13 protein-coding genes are annotated in these 18,955 nt (G+C 62.1%); 7 read left to right on the forward strand and 6 right to left on the reverse strand.

Annotated features, from left to right (window positions below; translation table 11 throughout):
• The first annotated feature begins 359 nt into the window (after positions 1 to 359).
• On the forward strand, positions 360 to 2,624 hold the full coding sequence (gene rlmKL, locus ACMGF8_RS14740; protein WP_102863837.1) for a bifunctional 23S rRNA (guanine(2069)-N(7))-methyltransferase RlmK/23S rRNA (guanine(2445)-N(2))-methyltransferase RlmL: 2,265 nt from the start codon (positions 360 to 362) through the stop codon (positions 2,622 to 2,624).
• Between the two features lie 136 nt (positions 2,625 to 2,760).
• On the forward strand, positions 2,761 to 5,160 hold the full coding sequence (locus ACMGF8_RS14745; protein ID WP_115581939.1) for a diguanylate cyclase: 2,400 nt from the start codon (positions 2,761 to 2,763) through the stop codon (positions 5,158 to 5,160).
• A gap of 45 nt (positions 5,161 to 5,205) precedes the next feature.
• Here the strand turns inward: ACMGF8_RS14745 and dacB are convergent, their stop codons facing one another.
• Positions 5,206 to 6,666, reverse strand: coding sequence for a D-alanyl-D-alanine carboxypeptidase/D-alanyl-D-alanine-endopeptidase (gene dacB / locus ACMGF8_RS14750; protein ID WP_102863835.1), 1,461 nt, complete (start codon positions 6,664 to 6,666; stop codon positions 5,206 to 5,208).
• Positions 6,667 to 6,900: 234 nt separating this feature from the next.
• Between dacB and ACMGF8_RS14755 the strand changes: the two genes are divergently transcribed.
• The gene (locus ACMGF8_RS14755) at positions 6,901 to 7,245 is read left to right on the forward strand and encodes a YggL family protein (protein WP_102863834.1); all 345 of its coding nucleotides are present in this window, start codon (positions 6,901 to 6,903) and stop codon (positions 7,243 to 7,245) included.
• A gap of 193 nt (positions 7,246 to 7,438) precedes the next feature.
• On the opposite strand, the gene ACMGF8_RS14760 is transcribed toward ACMGF8_RS14755, so the two are convergent.
• Positions 7,439 to 8,629, reverse strand: coding sequence for a benzoate/H(+) symporter BenE family transporter (locus ACMGF8_RS14760; RefSeq protein WP_102863833.1), 1,191 nt, complete (start codon positions 8,627 to 8,629; stop codon positions 7,439 to 7,441).
• A 318-nt stretch (positions 8,630 to 8,947) separates the two neighbouring features.
• Here ACMGF8_RS14760 and ACMGF8_RS14765 point away from each other — a divergent pair, with 318 nt between their 5' ends.
• The 3 genes from ACMGF8_RS14765 to ACMGF8_RS14775 all read left to right on the forward strand — a co-directional run bounded on the left by ACMGF8_RS14765 (position 8,948) and on the right by ACMGF8_RS14775 (position 11,832).
• Positions 8,948 to 9,712, forward strand: a complete 765-nt coding sequence (locus ACMGF8_RS14765; RefSeq protein WP_025128787.1) for a GntR family transcriptional regulator — start codon at positions 8,948 to 8,950, stop codon at positions 9,710 to 9,712.
• A 187-nt stretch (positions 9,713 to 9,899) separates the two neighbouring features.
• A complete protein-coding gene (locus ACMGF8_RS14770) occupies positions 9,900 to 10,850 on the forward strand; it encodes a LysR family transcriptional regulator (RefSeq protein WP_102863832.1) in 951 nt (316 codons plus the stop codon).
• A 148-nt stretch (positions 10,851 to 10,998) separates the two neighbouring features.
• Positions 10,999 to 11,832: a nucleoside-binding protein gene (locus ACMGF8_RS14775; protein ID WP_102878982.1), complete on the forward strand. Its 834-nt coding sequence runs from the start codon at positions 10,999 to 11,001 to the stop codon at positions 11,830 to 11,832.
• 83 nt (positions 11,833 to 11,915) lie between these two features.
• On the opposite strand, the gene guaD is transcribed toward ACMGF8_RS14775, so the two are convergent.
• From guaD to xdhA, 4 genes are all read right to left on the reverse strand, one after another.
• On the reverse strand, positions 11,916 to 13,220 hold the full coding sequence (guaD, locus tag ACMGF8_RS14780) for a guanine deaminase (protein ID WP_416760049.1): 1,305 nt from the start codon (positions 13,218 to 13,220) through the stop codon (positions 11,916 to 11,918).
• 23 nt (positions 13,221 to 13,243) lie between these two features.
• A complete protein-coding gene (xdhC, locus tag ACMGF8_RS14785) occupies positions 13,244 to 14,086 on the reverse strand; it encodes a xanthine dehydrogenase accessory protein XdhC (protein ID WP_102864103.1) in 843 nt (280 codons plus the stop codon).
• 96 nt (positions 14,087 to 14,182) lie between these two features.
• Positions 14,183 to 16,582 (reverse strand): xanthine dehydrogenase molybdopterin binding subunit, encoded by a 2,400-nt coding sequence (xdhB, locus tag ACMGF8_RS14790; RefSeq protein WP_416760051.1) that lies wholly within the window; start codon positions 16,580 to 16,582, stop codon positions 14,183 to 14,185.
• Positions 16,575 to 18,029, reverse strand: a complete 1,455-nt coding sequence (gene xdhA, locus ACMGF8_RS14795; protein WP_416760053.1) for a xanthine dehydrogenase small subunit — start codon at positions 18,027 to 18,029, stop codon at positions 16,575 to 16,577. The genes xdhB and xdhA overlap by 8 nt, the downstream gene beginning before the upstream one ends.
• Positions 18,030 to 18,295: 266 nt before the next feature.
• Between xdhA and ACMGF8_RS14800 the strand changes: the two genes are divergently transcribed.
• The gene (locus ACMGF8_RS14800; protein ID WP_102863827.1) at positions 18,296 to 18,955 is read left to right on the forward strand and encodes a GntR family transcriptional regulator; all 660 of its coding nucleotides are present in this window, start codon (positions 18,296 to 18,298) and stop codon (positions 18,953 to 18,955) included.

The following is an 18,955-nucleotide window of genomic DNA, read 5'->3' on the forward strand; positions in this document are numbered from 1 at the left end:
GGACGTAACGATAATGCTGTCCAGGCCATAAGCCGGGACGGGTTTTTTAGCTTGTTTGCCAGGCAAAGCCCGCTGTGATCAGCCTCTCACTAGATGATGAGGTTAATGCTTTAGTGAGAATGTCGAACGGTTGCACTCAACTACTATTCGACGAAGGGTCGACTTATGTCATTTTGTTGCCCTGACTTTTTTATCTGTCCCGGCCTCTAAGCTTTTTTGCCCTGCAAGAAAGCCTGTCTGCCGGGGTGGGACGGCACAGTTTCGTGCCACACGAGCGCTCTTGAAGAAAAGCGCTTGATTGAAAACCGAACGGGCGATGCGTTGTCCGTTCACTTATTGCTAAAGGCCCTGGTACTCCCATGTCGGATCGTTACGAACTCTTCCTCACCTGCCCCAAAGGCCTTGAAGGCCTGCTGATCGAGGAAGCCGTCGGGCTTGGCCTTGAGCAAGCACGTGAGCACACCTCTGCCGTGCGCGGCATGGCCGACATGGAGACGGCCTATCGGCTGTGTCTGTGGTCGCGCCTGGCCAACCGGGTGCTGCTTGTCCTCAAGCGCTTTCCAATGAAGGACGCCGAGGACCTCTACCACGGCGTGCTCGACGTCGACTGGCAGGACCACATGCTGGCCGATGGCACCCTGGCGGTGGAGTTCAGCGGCCACGGTTCGGGCATCGACAACACCCACTTTGGTGCCCTGAAGGTCAAGGACGCCATTGTCGACAAACTGCGCACACCCACCGGCGAGCGTCCTTCGGTGGACAAGCTCAATCCGGACCTGCGCATCCACCTGCGCCTGGATCGCGGCGAAGCCATCCTGTCCCTGGACCTGTCCGGCCACAGCCTGCACCAGCGCGGCTATCGCCTGCAGCAAGGCGCCGCGCCGCTCAAGGAAAACCTGGCGGCCGCGATCCTGATCCGTTCCGGCTGGCCGCGCATCGCCGCAGACGGCGGGGCCCTGGCCGACCCGATGTGCGGTGTCGGCACCTTCCTGGTGGAAGCGGCGATGATTGCCGCGGACATCGCTCCCAACCTCAAGCGTGAGCAGTGGGGCTTTACCGCCTGGCTCGGCCATGTGCCGGCGTTGTGGCGCAAGCTGCACGATGAAGCACAGGCTCGGGCCCAGGCCGGACTGGCCAAGCCACCGCTGTGGATTCGCGGCTACGAGGCCGATCCACGATTGATCCAGCCGGGTCGCAACAACGTCGAGCGCGCGGGCTTGAGCGACTGGATCAAGATCTACCAGGGCGAAGTGGGGACTTTTGAACCGCGTCCGGACCAGAACCAGAAGGGCCTGGTGATCTGCAACCCGCCCTACGGCGAGCGTCTGGGTGACGAAGCCAGCCTGCTGTACCTCTACCAGAACCTCGGCGAGCGCCTGCGTCAGGCCTGCCTGAACTGGGAAGCGGCGGTGTTCACCGGCGCCCCGGACCTGGGCAAGCGCATGGGCATTCGCAGCCACAAGCAGTACTCGTTCTGGAACGGCGCCTTGCCGTGCAAGCTGCTGCTGATCAAGGTGCTGCCGGACCAGTTCGTCACCGGTGAGCGACGCACCGCCGAGCAGCGCCAGGTGGAACGCGAGCAGGCCCAGGCCGCTGCAGACGAGCCGCCGGTGCGCCAGTACAACAAGAATGGCAACCCGATCAAGCCGGCTCCTGCGCCGGCGCCGGTGGTCGAGCAGGCCCGTCTGAGCGAGGGCGGGCAGATGTTTGCCAACCGCCTGCAAAAGAACCTCAAGCTGCTGGGCAAATGGGCCAAGCGCGAAGGTGTCGAGTGCTATCGGGTCTATGACGCGGACATGCCGGAATACTCCCTGGCCATCGACCTGTACCAAGATTGGGTGCACGTCCAGGAATACGCGGCGCCCAAGTCGGTGGACCCGGAGAAGGCCCAGGCGCGTCTGTTCGATGCCCTGGCAGCGATTCCCCAGGCACTGAACGTGGATAAGAGCCGGGTGGTGATCAAGCGTCGCGAGCGCCAGAGCGGCACCAAGCAATACGAGCGCCAGAGCGCCCAGGGCCAGTTCACCGAAGTTCGCGAAGGCGGGGTCAAGCTGCTGGTGAACCTGACCGACTACCTGGACACCGGGCTGTTCCTCGACCATCGGCCGATGCGCATGCGCATCCAGAAAGAGGCTGCTGGCAAGCGTTTCCTCAACCTGTTCTGCTACACCGCCACCGCCAGTGTGCACGCGGCCAAGGGTGGAGCCCGCAGCACGACCAGCGTCGACTTGTCGAAAACCTACCTGGACTGGGCGCGACGCAACTTCTCCCTCAACGGTTTCTCCGACAAGAACCGTCTGGAGCAGGGTGATGTGATGGCCTGGCTGGACAGTTGCCGTGACGAGTTCGACCTGATCTTCATCGACCCGCCGACCTTCTCCAACTCCAAGCGCATGGAAGGGGTGTTCGACGTGCAGCGTGACCAGGTGCAGTTGCTGGACCTGGCCATGGCCCGTCTGGCGCCGGGTGGCGTGCTCTACTTCTCCAACAACTTCCGCAAGTTCCAGTTGGACGAGAACCTCGCCGCGCGCTATCAGGTCGAGGAGATCACGGCGAAAACCATCGACCCGGATTTTGCCCGTAACAGCAAAATTCACCGTGCTTGGAAAATCAGCGCCCGCTGATGGCCGGATAAGTCCCCGACGCCCGTTTTTTCGGGCTTTGGGGGCTGTTTAGCGCTGGTCAAATTAGTGGCTAATAGCTATAACTCACACCAAGTCCGGATGACACCCAAACTCGCTGGCGTGATGAGTTCTACTTATGCCGTTGCATGTGGTACGCCCGAAGATCCTGGGTTTCATTAGTGAAGAAGTCTCTGCCTGGCTAGTGGCTGTGCTGGTGTTGCTTGCGGGCGGCATTCTCACCGGGCTGCTGGCCTGGTCCACTTACAACTCGAACAAACAGCAACTGCGCCAGCGCTTCCAATTGCTCGCCAGTGAACGCTACAGCCGTATCGAAGAGCGCTTTCAAGACCAGGAGCAACGCCTGGACGGTCTGCGGCGTTTCTTTGTCAATTCCGACCTGGTGACCCGCCAGGACTTCGATGGTTACGCCAAGCCTCTGCTGCGCCACACTCAGGCCTATGCCTGGGCGCCTCTGGTGAGTCGTGCCCAGCGGCCGGCGTTCGAACAGGCGGTGCGGGATCAGGGGGTGGCGGGGTTCACCATCCTGCAATTGAACGCCAGCGGCCAGATGGAGCCCGCCGGTGAGCAAGAAGACTTTGCGCCGATTCTGTACAGCCAGACGCAAAGCCCTCTGGGGTCGCCCCTGGGGCACGACTTGCTGGCCCAGCCTCAGCGCCGGGCTACTCTGGAGCGGGCCAGGGAGCTCAACGGCCTGGCGGTTTCGCCGCCTTTGCACCTGGTTGCCGTGGACCCGGCCTATGCCCGGGGCGTGCTGCTGGCGGCGCCGGTCAGGCGCCCCCAGGACAGCCCCTTGCCCGAGGCCAGGCCTTACGGTTATGTGCTGGCGGTGATCAGCCTGCGGCAACTGGTGGCGGACGGCTTGCCAGTGCCGGCCAGCGACAATTTGTCGGTGCGCATTCTCGATCTGTCCACCGAGGGCCAGCACGAGGTGCTCTATGAATCGAACAACCCGCCGATCGCCAGTCACCTGACGGCCAGCCGTCTGTTGCGCCTGGCGGACCGGGATTATCAGGTTGATATCCGCCCCAGCGCGGCGTTCCTGCATGCCAACCAATCTTCCCTGAGCAGCCTGGTGATTCTCGGTGGCTTGCTCAGTCTGCTGCTCAGCGCCTTGCTCTATGTGCTGGTGAGTCAGCGGCAACGGGCCTTGGCCCTGGTGGAGCAACGCACGGGGGAGCTGCGCAGTCGCGAGCAGGAATTGCGCGGCACTCACAGTCAGTTGCGCTGCGTGCTCAATGCCGCGACCCAGGTGGCGATCATCGCCACGGACCTGCGTGGTGTCATCAGTACCTTCAATGCCGGGGCCGAGCAGATGCTCGGCTACAGCAGCAGTGAAGCGGTAGGCCACCTGACCCTGGAAAGCCTGCACCTGCCCCGGGAGCTGGAAAGCTGGGCTCAGAGCCTTACCCAGCGCTATGGCAAGGCCATTCCAGTGTCCCGGGCCATGCTGGTGGAAGAAGGCCTGGCCGGTGGCCATGAGGCGCGAGAGTGGACGCTGGTCAGGCGTGACGGCAGCCACCTGCAAGTGAACATGCTGGCGACCCCGGTGCTGGATGATCAGGGGCTGTGGATCGGCCACCTGGCCATCTGTATCGACATCACCGAGCGCAAGCGGGTGCACGAGGCCCTGGCGGCCCGGGACCGCCTGTTGAAAAGGCTCAGTGCCCATGTTCCCGGAGGGATCTACCAGTTCAAGCTGGATGCCGAGGGACACGCGAGCTTCACCTATGCCAGCGATGGCATACGCGAAATCTACGAGATCGAGCCGCAAGTGTTGCAGGAGGATGCCGAGGCAGTGTTCGAGCGTATCCATCCTGAGGATGTGCAGCGGGTGCGCAAGTCGATCCAGGTTTCCGCCAAGCAGCTCAGTCCGTGGCGCGAGGAGTATCGGGTCTGCCTGCCGCAACGGGGGCTGCGCTGGATGCGTGGCGCGGCGACCCCGGAAAGCCTGCAGGGCGGCGGCGTGCTCTGGCACGGCTATATCTCGGACATTTCCGACCTCAAGCGGGTCGAGGAAGAGTTGCGTGCGTTGTCAGTGACTGACTCCCTGACCGGCATTCACAACCGGCGCTATTTCCAGGAGCAGTTGCAGAGCGAAATGCAGCGTCTTGAGCGTGTTGGAGGCGAGATGGCGGTGATCATGCTGGATATCGATCATTTCAAGCGGATCAACGACCAGTACGGACACGGCGTCGGGGATCAGGTATTGCGGGGGCTCTGTGTCCGCATTGGTGGGCGTCTGCGGCGTACCGATGTGTTCTGCCGTCTCGGCGGCGAGGAGTTCATGGTGCTGTGTCCGGGCACCAACGCCCAGCAGGCGCTGATCCTGGCTCAGGAACTGTGGCAGGGACTGCGCAGTTCGCCGATCGAGCCGGTGGGCAGTGTCACCGCCAGTTTCGGCATTGCCAGCTGGCGCGAAGGCGAGGGGGCGGACGGTTTGTTGTTGCGGGCCGACTCCGGGGTCTATGCCGCCAAGCAGGCCGGACGCGATCGAGTCCAGCCAGAGCTGCCCTGATCGCTGACAGCGGCGGAGCGGGTCCGCCACTGTCGCAACAGCGAGTTAGAGAACGGATGCGCTGGTGGCCAGTTTTGGCTGGCGATACAGATCCAGCAGCACCTGATCCAGCACCGAAGAGGCGCCGAAGGGGCGCGGATCGTTGAGGATCGCCACCACCGCCCAGGTGTTGCCGTTGTCATCGCGGCTATAGCCGGCGATGGCGCGCACGGTGTTCAGGGTGCCGGTCTTGATGTGGGCCTCACCGGACATGGCGGTGCGTTTCAGGCGCTTGCGCATGGTGCCGTCCATGCCGGCAATCGGCATGGAGCTGATGAACTCGGCGGCGTAGGGGCTCTTCCAGGCCGCTTGCAGCAGGCCGGCCAGTTCCCGGGCGCTGACCCGTTCGGCACGGGACAGGCCGGAGCCGTTTTCCATTACCAGATGCGGCGCGGTGATGCCTTTTTTCGCCAGCCACTGGCGCACCACACGCTGGGCCGCCTTGGCGTCATCGCCGTCGGCTTCATTGCGGTACTTGGCGCCCAGGCTCAGGAACAGCTGCTGGGCCATGGTGTTGTTGCTGTATTTGTTGATGTCGCGGATGACCTCCGCGAGGTCCGGAGAGAAGGCACGGGCCAGGACCTTGGCATCCTTGGGTACTACCGCGAGGCGGTCCTTGCCCTGGATGCTGCCGCCCAGTTCGCTCCAGATCGCCCGCACCGCACCGGCGGTGTAGGTGGCGTGGTCCAGCAGCGACAGGTAGGTCTGGGAACTGCAGCCATCACCCAACTGGCCGCCAACGGTGACGATCACGCTGCCATCGGCCTGGGGCACGGGGTTGTAGCGAACGTCGCCGGTGCACTGCTTGGTGTTGACTGCCTTGACCTGATTGTCGATGCGGATCTTGGCAATCGGCGGCTCTACCGACACCAGCACCCGGCCGGAGTCATTGCGGGCGACGAAGCGCAGGGCCTTGAGGTTGACCATCAGCGCGTCGGGCTTGACCAGGAACGGCTTGTTCTCGTCGTTGCCGTCGTCATTGAACTCAGGCAACTGCGGTTGCACGAAGTAGTTGCGGTCCAGTACCAGGTCGCCGGTGACTTGCTGCACGCCATTGGCCCGCAGGTCACGCATCAGCAGCCAGAGCTTCTCCATGTTCAGCTTGGGATCGCCGCCGCCCTTGAGATAGAGATTGCCGTTGAGAATGCCACCGCTGAGGGTGCCATCGGTGTAGAACTCGGTCTTCCACTGGTGGGTCGGGCCAAGCATTTCCAGGGCCGCGTAGGTGGTCACCAGCTTCATGGTGGAGGCCGGGTTGACCGAGACATCGGCGTTGAAAACCGTCGGCGTGCCAGGGCCGTTCAGGGGAATCATCACCAGCGACAGGGCGTTGTTCGGGAGCTTGCTGGCTTTGAGGGCTTGTTGAACCTTGGGGGTCAGGGTGGTGTTGACCGGAGCCGCAGAGACAGGAAATGCCAGGGGAAGAAAAACACTGGCAAGCAACAGAGGACGCAACGATTTGATCATATGAAGTGGAACCCTGCAGTCGAGGGGAAAAAAGGCGAGGGCATGCAGATAAAATCCCTCAGTGATCATGAAAGTGTCGGCATTATGCCCCAAGGTATAGCGGCTTGTGCCGTGCCACGGGCCGCCGTGGCGGTATTTTTTTTACCAATGGCGGTCCCGCATCCTCATAGAGTCAGGCAATCGCCCGCCTAAACTGGTAAAGTGCCGCCCGTTATTACTTATGAGGATTGTTCCATGGCCACTAACCGTTCCCGCCGTCTGCGCAAAAAACTCTGCGTAGATGAATTTCAGGAGCTGGGTTTTGAGCTGAACCTGGATTTCAAAGAAGATCTGGCTGAAGAAGCTATTGACGCTTTCCTCGACGCGTTCCTCAAAGAAGCGATGGAAGCCAACGGTCTGGGCTATGTTGGCGGCGATGACTTCGGTCTGGTTTGCCTGAGCAAGCGCGGTTCCGTCAGCGAAGCACAGCGTGCAGCTGTTGAAGCCTGGCTCAAAGGTCGTACCGAGCTGACCAGCGTTGAAGTCAGCCCGCTGCTGGACGTCTGGTACCCGGACAACGCGATCAACCCAGTCGCGTGATGTCATGTGTGAGCGGCCCGTCCGGGCCGCTCATGCGTTGCTGCCCTCCCTGGGCGGCCTTTCGAATTTTCCCTTGTGTTCCTTGTCTCTGTGCGGGCTTGCCCGGGAGATGCTCGTGGGCGCCGTTCGCCGGCAAGTCGGCCCCTACAGTGGGTGCTGCCTTGGGTAGGAACAGGTAGGCCGGCGAAGTTCTTCAGGCATTGCGCCCATTCAGAATCATCAAGGTCACGACCCCAGCGACAATTCCCCAGAACGCCGAGCCAATGGAAAACAGCGTCAGCCCCGAGGCCGTCACCATAAAGGTGATCAGCGCCGCTTCTCGCTCCTTCACTTCACTCATGGCGATGCTCAAGCCGTTGATGATCGAGCCGAACAGTGCCAGGGCGGCGATGGACAGCACCAGTTCCTTGGGCAAGGCCGCGAACAGCGCAGCCAGGGTGGCGCCGAAGACCCCGGCGATGCCATAGAAAACCCCGCACCACACTGCGGCGGTGTAACGCTTGCTGCGATCTTCGTGGGCGTGGGGGCCGGTGCAGATCGCCGCGCTGATCGCCGCCAGGTTGATGCCGTGGGAACCAAACGGCGCCAGCAGCAACGAAGCCAGCCCGGTGGCGGTGATCAGTGGCGAGGCCGGGACGTTGTAGCCGTCGGCGCGCAGCACCGCGATCCCGGGCATGTTCTGCGAGGTCATGGCGACCACGAACAGTGGAATACCGATGCTGATGGTGGCCGCCAGGGAAAAGTGCGGCGTGGTCCATACCGGCGTCGCCACTTCCAGGTGGAAGCCACTGAAGTCCAGCAAGCCCATCAGCCCGGACAGTGCAGTGCCGATCAGCAGGGCCGCGAGAACGGCATAACGTGGCGACAGGCGCTTGACCACCAGGTAGGTAAGGAACATCCCCAGTACCAGACCGGTGCGGTGTTGGGCCGCCACAAAGATTTCACTGCCGATCTTGAACAGGATTCCCGCCAGCAAGGCGGCTGCCAGGGATGCCGGGATCTTTTTCACCAGGCGCTCGAAGCTGCCGGTGAGTCCGCAAATGGTCACCAGGACCGCGCAAGTGATGTAGGCGCCAATGGCTTCGCCATAGGTCACCCCCGACAGGCTGGTGATCAGCAGGGCAGCGCCGGGTGTGGACCAGGCGATGGTGATGGGGGTGCGATAGCGCAGAGACAGGCCGATGCTGCACACCGCCATGCCAATGGAGATGGCCCAGATCCAAGAGGAGATCTGACCGCTGGTCAGGCCGGCGGCTTGTCCAGCCTGGAACATCAGCACCAGTGAACTGGTGTAGCCGGTCATCATGGCGATGAAGCCGGCAACGATGGCGGAGGGCGAAGTGTCCGCGAGGGGGCGTAATTGCGCGGGGGTGGCATCGGACATTACTGCTGTTCCTTGTTCTTGAAAGACGCAAAACCCATACCCGGCGAACGCTGCTTGCAGCCTGCGCAAGCAACGAGCCGGTAATAGGGTTCAAGGTTCAAGCCTAAACTTAAAAGCAACTTTGCATTGCAATACAGCCGTGACTACAAATAGCCGTACAGTCGTTGAATAAGTGGTGGGGCCGATAACACTTTTTGCTAGTGATCCCCAGCGGTTGTGTACAATGTGCCCCTGTTTTAACGCGATACTTGCCAGCGACCCACCGTGGCGTATTAAAGTCACGCCGAAATCGCCGCAGTCCTCCCGACCCGAGTGCCCATGAACGAACAGTTGCAACCTCTCAAGAAACAACCGCGAGCAGGCAAAGCCGGTCGCAGCGGAACCCAGGACGATATTGTCTACGCGCACATCTTTGAGGCCATCCTCGAGCAGCGCCTGGCGCCCGGCACCAAGTTGAGTGAAGAGGCGCTTGGGGAAATATTCGGAGTCAGTCGGACCATCATCCGTCGTGCATTGTCGCGGCTGGCCCATGAAGGCGTAGTCCTGTTGCGGCCCAATCGGGGGGCGGTGGTTGCCAGTCCGAGCGTCGAGGAAGCCCGTCAGGTCTTTCTCGCCCGGCGTCTGGTGGAGCGAGCCATTACCGAGCTGGCGGTCCAGCATGCCACCGCCGAACAGCTGCTGGAGTTGCGGCAGATGGTCAACGAGGAGCGCGACAGCTTTTCCCGAGGTGATCGTGGTGCCGGTATCCGCCTGTCCGGGGAGTTTCACCTGAAGCTGGCGGAAGCTGCGAAGAATGCACCGCTGATCAGCTTCCAGCGCAGCCTGGTGTCCCAGACGTCGCTGATCATTGCCCAGTATGAAAGCGGCAACCGCTCCCACTGCTCCTACGATGAGCACACCCAACTGATCGACGCCATCGAGGCCCGGGACGGCGAGCTGGCGGTGAACCTGATGATGCATCACATGGATCACATCGACAGCAAGCTCAACCTCGACGAGGAAAGCGCCTCGGACGACCTGCATGCGGTGTTCTCGCACCTGCTGCAGACCAAGAAGCCGGGGCGGCCGACGGCCAAGCTGTAAGCTTCGATCAGACTGAAAATCCCTCGCTGTGTAGCCCTATGCAGCGGGGGATTTTTGTTTGGCGGCGGGTCTGCCTGCTGATCAGGAAGATTGTTTTAAATTTCAATTAAGATTGTATACAGTGCCTGCTTCGAGGCTCACGGCCGGCAATCCGTGCGCCTCTGGTCCTGCGAAAGGAGCCCGCGGCATGATCGGCAGAACGCTACGTATTCATTCTTCCGCCATCCATTACTTCGACATGGTTCGTCGCTGTCATTCGATCCGCGAAGCTGCTCGGCGCCTGAATGTCGCGTCTTCGGCGGTGAACCGGCAGATCCTGAAGATCGAGGATGAAATCGGCGCGCCCTTGTTCGAACGCCTGCCGGGCGGCCTGCGCCTGACCCTGGCGGGAGAGGTCATGAGCCGTCATGTCAATCTGGTGCTGCAGGACCTGGAGCGGGTGCGCCTGGAGTTCGATGCTCTGCGTGGCCTCAAGAGCGGGCATGTGGAGATTGCCGCTGTGGAAGGCGCGACGGTGGATTTGCTGCCCTCGGTGCTCAAGCGCATGCGCGATCTGTATCCACAGGTGACCATCGGCGTCACGGTGCAGGGCTCGCAATCCATTCCCCAGGCCTTGATCAACAGTCGTGCGGACCTGGGCCTGGCGTTCGCCTTGCCCAGGGCGCCGGAGATCCGCCCGTTGAGCGTCGGTCATTTTCGCCTGGGGGCTCTGGTCAGTCCCGATCATCCCTTGGCCGAGCGGGGCAGCGTCAATTTCGCCACCTGCGCCGAGCACGGGCTGATCCTGGCCAAGAGCGAGCTGTCGATCCATCACTTGCTGGCGCCGTTGCACAAGCGCCTGGGGCTGTTGGACAAACCGCCCTTGCAGAGCAACTCCATGGAGCTGGCGCGGCAGATGGCCCGGCACAACATGGGGGTGGCCTTCCAGACCCGGGTCGGGGTCGAGGGCGACCTGAGCAAGGGCGAACTGGTGCATATCCCGCTGAGCGATCAGGGAGGTATCTACAGCGACCTGGGGCTCTATGCCCGCAGCGGTCGCGATCTGCCCAGCGCGGTGGAGGCGCTGGCGCATCTGCTTGGCGAGGAGATCGCCATTCGCGAGCGGGCCGAGCGCGCTTTCGGCCAGCTAACGCTCTGAGTCCATGGTTGTGGGCGGCTGTTGCCGTTTTGGCAGCGCGCTGATCGATATTCTGTGCTTTGGGGCCTGTGGCGCTTGTGCCGATACTGCGTGTGGATGGCAGCCAGCGAAGCTGCCTTACGCCACACCGCCACAGGACATAATAAAAATGAAAAAGGCATTACAAGGCGCAACCCTGCTGATGACACTGATCGGAGCAGGGGAAGCAGCCGCCCTGGAGTGGATGAACAACAGCGTCGGCTTTCGGTACGGCAAGGAGTTCACCAACCCGAACAATCCGCACTACATCAGCAAGCGCATCTACAGTTTCACCCACGCCAGTGGCTACCAGTACGGCAGCAACTACCTGCACCTGGACCTGCTGCTCTCTGACAGCGACGATCCGCGCAAGGGCACCCACAAGGGCAGCAGCGAAGTCTATGGCGTCTATCGTCACCAGCTCTTCGCATCCCGGGTGTTCGATACCCCCTTGGGCACCGGCCTCGTCAAGGACTACGCGCTGACCCTGGGCTTCGATGCCAGTCGCAACAACAACCTGGGTTCGGCCAAGAAACGCGCCCTGGTCTTCGGTCCAACCCTGAAATTCAACACCGTCGGCGTGCTGGACCTGAGCTTGCTGTACTACAAGGAAAACAACCATTCCGGCATCCCCGGGGCCAAGGACCCGGATCACACCTTCGACGATACATACATGCTCAACCTGGCCTGGATGCGTCCCTTCGAAGTTGGCAGTCACGCCGCCAAGTTCCAGGGCTTCGTCAACTACACCGGGGAAAAGGGCCACGACTACAACTATCGTGACACCGCAGCGGAAACCCTGGTGCGGACGTCGCTGATGGTGGCCGTGTTGCCCGGCAAGAACGTCAAGCCCAACCTGTACCTGGGTGTTGGCTACGAGTACTGGCACAACAAGTTCGGGGTGGACGGTGGACGGGGTACGCGGACCACGGCGCCGACCTTGAACATGGAAGTGACGTTCTAGATCTGCACCTGATCGCCTGGGACTCAGGCATGAAAAATCCCCCGTTCGATGTTTCGCGAGCGGGGGATTTTTCGTTTGCGGGGTTAGCGCTGGTGGACTGGCTGGCCGGCGGCGTAGGTCTGCAGCACGGTGCGATCGTCCCCCAGGGTCATCAGTACAAACAGGGTTTCAGCGATGCTGTTGGCCTGCTTCAGGCGATAGCTGAGCAAGGGAGTGGCGTGGTAGTCGAGGACCACGAAGTCGGCGTCGGTGCCAGGGTGCAGAGTGCCGATTCGCTCCTCCAGGCGCAGGGCGCGGGCGCCGCCCAGGGTCGCCAGGTACAGGGACTTGAACGGGCTCAGGCGTGCGCCTTGCAACTGCATGACTTTGTAGGCTTCGTTCAGGGTCTGCAGCAGCGAGAAACTGGTGCCGCCACCGACGTCGGTGCCCAGGCCGACATTGAGTTTGTGTTTTTCCGCCATGGGCAGGTTGAACAGGCCACTGCCGAGGAAGAAGTTCGAGGTTGGGCAGAAGGCCACGGCCGAACCGGTTTCCGCCATGCGCGCACATTCGTCATCGCACAGGTGCACGCCGTGGGCGAACACCGAGCGTTCCCCCAGCAGTTGATAGTGGTCATAAACGTCCAGGTAACCCTTGCGCTCCGGGAACAGTTCCTTGACCCATTCGATCTCCTGCAGGTTTTCACTGATGTGAGTCTGCATGTAGAGATCGGGGTACTCGGTCAGCAGTTTGCCGGCCAGGGTCAGTTGTTCCGGGGTGCTGGTCGGGGCGAAACGCGGGGTCACTGCGTAGTGCAGGCGCCCTTTGCCGTGCCAACGTTCGATCAGTTCCTTGCTTTCCAGGTAGCCGGACTCTGCGGTGTCGGTCAGGTAGTCCGGGGCGTTGCGGTCCATCATCACCTTGCCGGCGATCATCCGCAGGTCGAGTTTCTCGGCGGCGGCGAAGAAGGCGTTGACCGACTGTGGATGCACGCTGCCGAACACCAGCGCGGTGGTGGTGCCGTTGCGCAGCAATTCCTTGATGAAGATGTCCGCCACTTCATCGGCGTGGGCCTGATCGGCGAACTGGCGTTCACAGGGGAAGGTGTAGGTGTTCAGCCAGTCCAGCAACTGTTCGCCATAGGCACCGACCATGCCGGTCTGGGGCAGGTGGATGTGGGTGTCGATGAAGCCCGGGGTGATCAGGGCATCGGGGTAATGATTGATCTCTACATCGGCGGGCAGGCCGGCAAGCAGTTCACTGGCGTGGCCGAGGGCGCTGATCCGGCCGTCCTCGACCACCAGCAGGCCGTCTTCGAAATACTCGTAGGAGGCTTCGATTCCGACTTCGGCCGGGTCGGCGATGCTGTGCAGGATGGCGGCACGGTAGGCTTTGCGAGTCAAAGGCATGGTCGTTCTCAGTGTGTGGCGTGTCAGTTCGAAGTCTGGCTGCGGCGCGAGACCGGCAGCAGCTTGGCAATGGGTTCGGCGCTGGCGCTGGACTGGCCGAAATGGGCGTTGTAGGTAGCGATGATCTCACCGGCAATGGAGATGGCGATTTCCACGGGCAACTTGCCTTTGACTTCAGCGAGCCCCATCGGGCAACGCATGCGCTGCAAGGTGGTTGCGTCGAAACCGCGATCGCGCAAGCGGTGCTCGAACTTCACCCGCTTGGTCTTCGAGCCGATCAGGCCGAAATAGGCAAAGTCGTTGCGCTTGAGCAGGGCGGCGGTCAACTCCAGGTCCAGCTGGTGATTATGGGTCATGACGATGCAATAGCTGCCAGGTGGCAGGTTATCGATTTCCTCCACCGGTTCTTCGCTGACGATCTTGCTCACGCCCTGGGGAATCTGTTCGGGGAATTCCTGTTCCCGGGAATCGATCCAGCGTACCCGGCACGGCAGGCTGGCCAGGAGTGGCACCAGGGCGCGGCCGACGTGGCCGGCACCGAACACGGCGATTTGCGCTTGCACCTGGCCCATGGGTTCGAACAGCAGCACCGTGGCGCCGCCGCAGCACTGGCCGAGGCTGGCACCGAGGCTGAAGCGCTCCAGGTGGGTGGCCTGCTGGCCGCTGGCGAGCAGGTCACGGGCGATCTGCATGGCCTTGTATTCCAGGTGCCCGCCACCGATGGTGTCGAAGGCCTGGGTGGCGCTGACAACCATTTTCGAACCGGCATTACGCGGCGTTGAGCCAAGCTCCTCGATAATGGTCACCAACACGCAGGGTTCACCCTGGGTCTGCAGGTCGGCGAGGGCGCTGATCCAGTTGTACATGTTCACCTCGACATCTTGGTGGTCTGTTCGGGCTGCTTCGCCGGCAAGCCAGCTCCTACGGGCGCGGTGCAGGAGCGGGCTTGCCCGTGAAGGCCGTTACAGCGGCGCCAGCTCGACTTGCTGATCCGCGGCCCTGGTCACCTGCAAGCGACGCATCTGCTCGCAGCCCCACAACACTCGCTCCGGTGTCGCCGGGGCATCGATCTGCGGTTGATGGCGGTAGTCGCCCAGGCTCGCTACTGCGTCCTTGATGGCGCACCAGGCAGCGATGCCAAGCATGAACGGCGGCTCGCCCACGGCCTTGGAGTGGAACACCGTGTCTTCCGGGTTCTTGCGGTTCTCCACCAGCTTGACCCGCAGGTCCAGGGGCATGTCAGCCACCGCCGGGATCTTGTAGCTGGCGGGACCATTGGTCATCAGCTTGCCTTTGGCGTTCCACACCAGTTCTTCGGTGGTCAGCCAGCCCATGCCCTGGATGTAACCGCCTTCCACCTGGCCGATGTCGATGGCTGGGTTCAGCGAGGCACCGACGTCGTGCAGGATGTCGGTACGCAGCATCTTGTACTCGCCGGTCAGGGTATCGACTATCACCTCGGCGCAGGCTGCGCCAAAGGCGAAGTAATAGAACGGCCGACCCCGAGCCTGGCTGCGGTCGTAGTAGATCTTCGGGGTCTTGTAGAAACCGGTGCTGGACAGCGACACCTGGGCGAAATACGCCTGCTGGATCAGTTCCTCGAAGGTCAGGATATGGTCGCGGACCCGTACGTGGCCGTTGTGGAATTCCACATCCTCTTCGCTGACCTGGTACTTGCGCGCGGCAAACTCCACCAGGCGCGACTTGATGGTCTGCGCCGCGTTCTGCGCGGCCTTGCCGTTGAGGTCGGCGCCACTGGATGCCGCGGTCGGTGAGGTGTTGGGCACCTTGTCGGTGTTGGTGGCAGTGATCTGTACCCGCTCGATGTCCACCTGGAACACCTCGGCCACTACCTGGGCCACCTTGACGTTCAGGCCCTGGCCCATTTCGGTGCCGCCGTGGTTCAGGTGGATGCTGCCGTCGGTGTAGATGTGGATCAGTGCGCCGGCCTGGTTGAGGAAGCTGGCGGTGAAGGAGATGCCGAACTTCACCGGGGTCAGTGCCAGGCCCTTTTTCAAGATCGGGCTGTTGGCGTTGTACAGCCGGATGGCTTCGCGACGCTCGGCGTACTGGCTGCTGGCTTCCAGTTCGGCCGTCATCTCTTCGAGCATGTTGTGCTCGACGGTCTGGTAGTAGTGGGTGACGTTGCGTTCGGTCTTGCCGTAGTAGTTGGCCTTGCGCACCGCCAGCGGGTCCAGGTGCAGGTGGCGGGCGATGGCGTCCATCACCTCTTCAATGGCGACCATGCCTTGCGGGCCGCCGAAACCGCGGTAGGCGGTGTTGGAGGCGGTGTTGGTCTTGCAGCGGTGGCCGTTGATGGTGGCATCGCCCAGGTAGTAGGCGTTGTCGGAGTGGAACATCGCCCGGTCGACGATGGACGCCGAGAGGTCCGGTGAGCAGCCGCAGTTGCCCGCCAGTTCCAGCTGGATGCCGTGCAGGCGGCCGTTGCTGTCGAAGCCCACGTCGTATTCGATGTAGAACGGGTGACGCTTGCCGGTCATGAGCATGTCTTCGACCCGGGGCAGGCGCATCTTGGTGGGCTGGCCGGTGAGGCGGGCGATCACCGCGCACAGGCAGGCGGGGCTGGCGGCCTGGGTTTCCTTGCCGCCGAAGCCGCCGCCCATGCGCCGCATGTCGACCACAATCTTGTTCATCGACACGTCGAGCACTTCCGCCACCAGTTTCTGCACTTCGGTGGGGTTCTGGGTCGAGCAGTAGACGATCATGCCGCCGTCTTCGGTGGGCATCACCGAGGAGATCTGGGTTTCCAGGTAGAAATGCTCCTGGCCGCCGATATGCAGCGTGCCCTGGATGCGGTGTTCGGCGCTGGCCAGGGCGCCGGCGGAATCGCCGCGCTGGTGAGTGTGGCTGTCCAGCACGAAGTGGCGCTTGCGCAGGGCTTCCACCACGTCCAGCACCGGCTCCAGGTCCTCGTACTCGATGATCGCGGCCATGGCCGCCTTGCGCGCGGTTTCCAGGTCCTTGGCGGCCACCGCCAGCACCGGCTGGCCGACGAACTGCACGGTATCGATGGCCAGCAGCGGGTCGCCGGGCAGCAGCGGGCCGATGTCCTTGAGGCCGGGAATGTCTTCATGAGTAATGGCGATGCGCACGCCTTCGAAGGCGTAGCAGGGGTCGGTGTCAATGCTGATGACTTTGGCATGGGCTCGGTCCGACAGTCGCGCGTAGACGTGCAACTGGTTGGGGAATTCCAGGCGGTCGTCGATGTACAGCGCCTCGCCGGACACGTGTTTGTCGGCGCTGTCGTGCTTGACGCTGCGGCCAACGCCCGTGGTCAGGTCCTGGTGAAACAGGGCCGTCAGTTCGGCTTGAGTCTTCTCGACTTTGTGATGATTAGACATAAGCGGTCACCCGGGTCTCGATGTGCGGTGTTTGCAGTTCGATGAAGTACTTGCGCAGCAGGTTCTGCGCACTCAGCAGGCGGTATTCCTTGCTCGCACGGAAATCCGAAAGCGGGGTGAAATCCTCCGCCAGGGCCGCGCAGGCGCGCTCCACCGTGGACAGGTTCCAGGGCGCGCCAATCAGTGCGGTTTCACAGCTCTTGGCTCGTTTCGGGATCGCCGCCATACCGCCGAAGGCAATGCGCGCGTCGCTGACCACGCCGTTTTCGATCTGCAGGTTGAATGCCGCGCAGACCGCAGAGATATCGTCGTCCAGGCGCTTGGAGACCTTGTACGCACGGAACAGCCGTTCGGCGCTGGCCCGGGGCACGATGATCTTTTCGATGAACTCGCTGTCCTGACGGGCCGTGACCCGGTAATCGATGAAATAGTCTTCCAGGGCCAGGGTACGGCGTACTTCACCCTTGCACAGTACGATCTGCGCACCCAGGGCGATCAGCAGGGGCGGTGAGTCGCCGATGGGCGAGGCGTTGCCGATGTTGCCCCCCAGGGTGCCCTGGTTGCGGATCTGCAACGAGGCGAAGCGCTGCAGCAATTCGCCGAAGTCCGGGTACTCGGCGCGCAGTGCGTCGTAGCAGTCGGTGAGGGCCGTGGCCGCGCCGATCTCCAGGCGATCGTCGAAGCGTTCGACGCGTTTCATCTCGGCAATGTTACCGACGTAGATCAGCACGGGCAGGGTGCGGTGGAACTGGGTGACTTCCAGGGCCAGGTCGGTGCCACCGGCCAGCAGCCGTGCCTGGGGGTAGGCGTCGTAGAGGTCGGCCAGGTCGGCCACGGTCAGCGGCACCAGGCAGCGCTTGTCGCCACTGTTGAGTTCACCGGTGTCCTTGGGAGCGATGGCCTTGAGGCGACTGATGGTCTCGGTCTGGCGGGCGTCGAACTGATCGCTCTGCTGGCCGCAGCAGGCCTGTTCGGCAGCAGCGAGGATCGGCCGGTAGCCGGTGCAACGGCACAGGTTGCCGGCCAGGGCCTCATGGGCCTTGTGGGCGTCGGGTTCACTGCTGTTCTTTTGCAGGGCGAACAGCGACATGACGAAGCCCGGGGTGCAAAAGCCGCATTGTGAACCGTGGCATTCGACCATGGCCTGCTGCACGCTGTGCAGTTGGCCCTGGTGCTTGAGGCCTTCGACGCTGATCAGCTGTTTGCCGTGCAAGGAGGAGACGAAGGTCAGGCACGAGTTGAGGCTGCGATAGCGAATGGATTCGCCGCCCTGGGCATCCACCTGCAACTCGCCCACCACCACGGTGCAGGCGCCGCAGTCGCCGCTGGCGCAGCCTTCCTTGGTGCCGGGTTTGCCCAGGTGCTCGCGCAGATAGTTGAGCACGGTCAGGTTTGGGTCCAGGGCGTGCTCGCTACGGAGTTCCTGGTTGAGTAAAAACTGGATCACGGAAGGCCTCGCAGACTCTTTATTGTTGTTAAGCGAACTGAGCCGAATTTAGTCATGTCTGACTTTTCGGTCAATGATTTTCTGACCTTTGGGTCAGGAAATTTCTGTGCTCAACATTTCAAGTATGAACGGCATTTGAGAAACCCTTGAATCAACATCAATCTGCTTGTTTCATGCCAAATTCCCCTGTCGGAGCACTCCGCGATGAGGTAGCAATTGCGCTACACTGCGCCGCTTGTGCCGATTAAAGATTTTGAAGGAAAACCATGACGTTCAAGGCGCCGGACAGCCTCGCCGAGCAGATTGCTCACCACCTCGCCGAACGTATCATTCGCGGGGATCTCAAGCCTGGAGAGCGCATTCAGGAACAGAAGGTCACCTTGGCCCTCAATGTCAGTCGTGGTTCGGTCCGCGAGGCCTTGCTGATTCTTGAGCGCCGCCATCTGATTGCCATCCTGCCGCGCCGTGGTGCCCACGTGACCGAGCTCACCGAGCACAAGGTCCGCAGTCTTTGCACCCTGATGAGCGAGTTGTACATCCTGCTGGGCAACTGCGTGGCCAGTGGCTGGGTGCAGCAGAGCGACATGACGCCGTTCCTGCAGATCCAGCAGCGTCTGGAGGGTGCCTACGAGCGCCAGGACATCCGGGCCTTCGTCGAGGACAGCTTCAGCGTGATGCGCGCGGCCTATCCTTTTGCCAACAACCCTTACCTGCAGGAAACCGTCGAGAATCTGCAGCCGGCCATGAGCCGTGCCTATTACCTGGCACTGGAGCAGCGCAAGGCGTCGATGAGCGAGTACCTGGAGTTGTTCGAGCAGTTGCTGGCTGCAGTGCTGGCCCGTGATCTGGAGCAGATCCGCCAGGTGTTGACGGCCTACGCCCAGCGCAGCAGCGATCTGGTGGTGTCTGCGTTGGCGGATGCTTAA

Origin of the sequence: Pseudomonas sp. BNK-7 (assembly GCF_048072025.1) — a bacterium.
Lineage (GTDB): Bacteria > Pseudomonadota > Gammaproteobacteria > Pseudomonadales > Pseudomonadaceae > Aquipseudomonas > Aquipseudomonas danubii.